Source organism: Xenorhabdus innexi, assembly GCF_002632485.1.
Classification (GTDB): Bacteria; Pseudomonadota; Gammaproteobacteria; order Enterobacterales; family Enterobacteriaceae; genus Xenorhabdus; species Xenorhabdus innexi.
Genome location: NZ_NIBU01000266.1, coordinates 1 through 457, shown reverse-complemented (window position 1 = coordinate 457; position 457 = coordinate 1). Strand labels below are relative to the sequence as shown.

The following is a 457-nucleotide window of genomic DNA, read 5'->3' as shown; positions in this document are numbered from 1 at the left end:
TGGAATAACCGAAATCGGCCGTTCATCAATGCGGATACCGGTGTCGATATGGGCGTATTTATCCGGGTTATGCTCAATGGCGGTCATTTCAAATGAAACGCCATCGTCACCCTCTTTGATGCCAGTCACCCGAAATTGCTGCACCGCCAAATCCGTGGCATCAATCGCCCAGACACTTTCCGCGACCGGGGTTTCGGAGTAATCGGTGGTGACGGTGATGATGGCCCCGTTGACCGCCTGAATGGTGCGGCCTTCCGCTTTCCCCGATGGGAGATTGAGTATCAGCCGCTCGCCGGCTTTCGCAGAGGAGACCCGGTCAAGCGTAATATTGCGTCCCGACGCTGAATGAATACGCCCACCCAGTGCGCGACCGGCCAGCATTTCATCCGCCACCCCGATGATGTAACCGGGTAACGGGATTTTGCCGTCCAGCCCCACGGTAAACGTGACCATCCGG

Annotated in this window: 1 pseudogene; it reads right to left on the bottom strand. The window is 57.1% G+C overall.

Annotated elements, in window-relative coordinates:
* Positions 1-457: pseudogene (locus Xinn_RS21525) on the bottom strand (host specificity protein J); the annotation flags it as partial.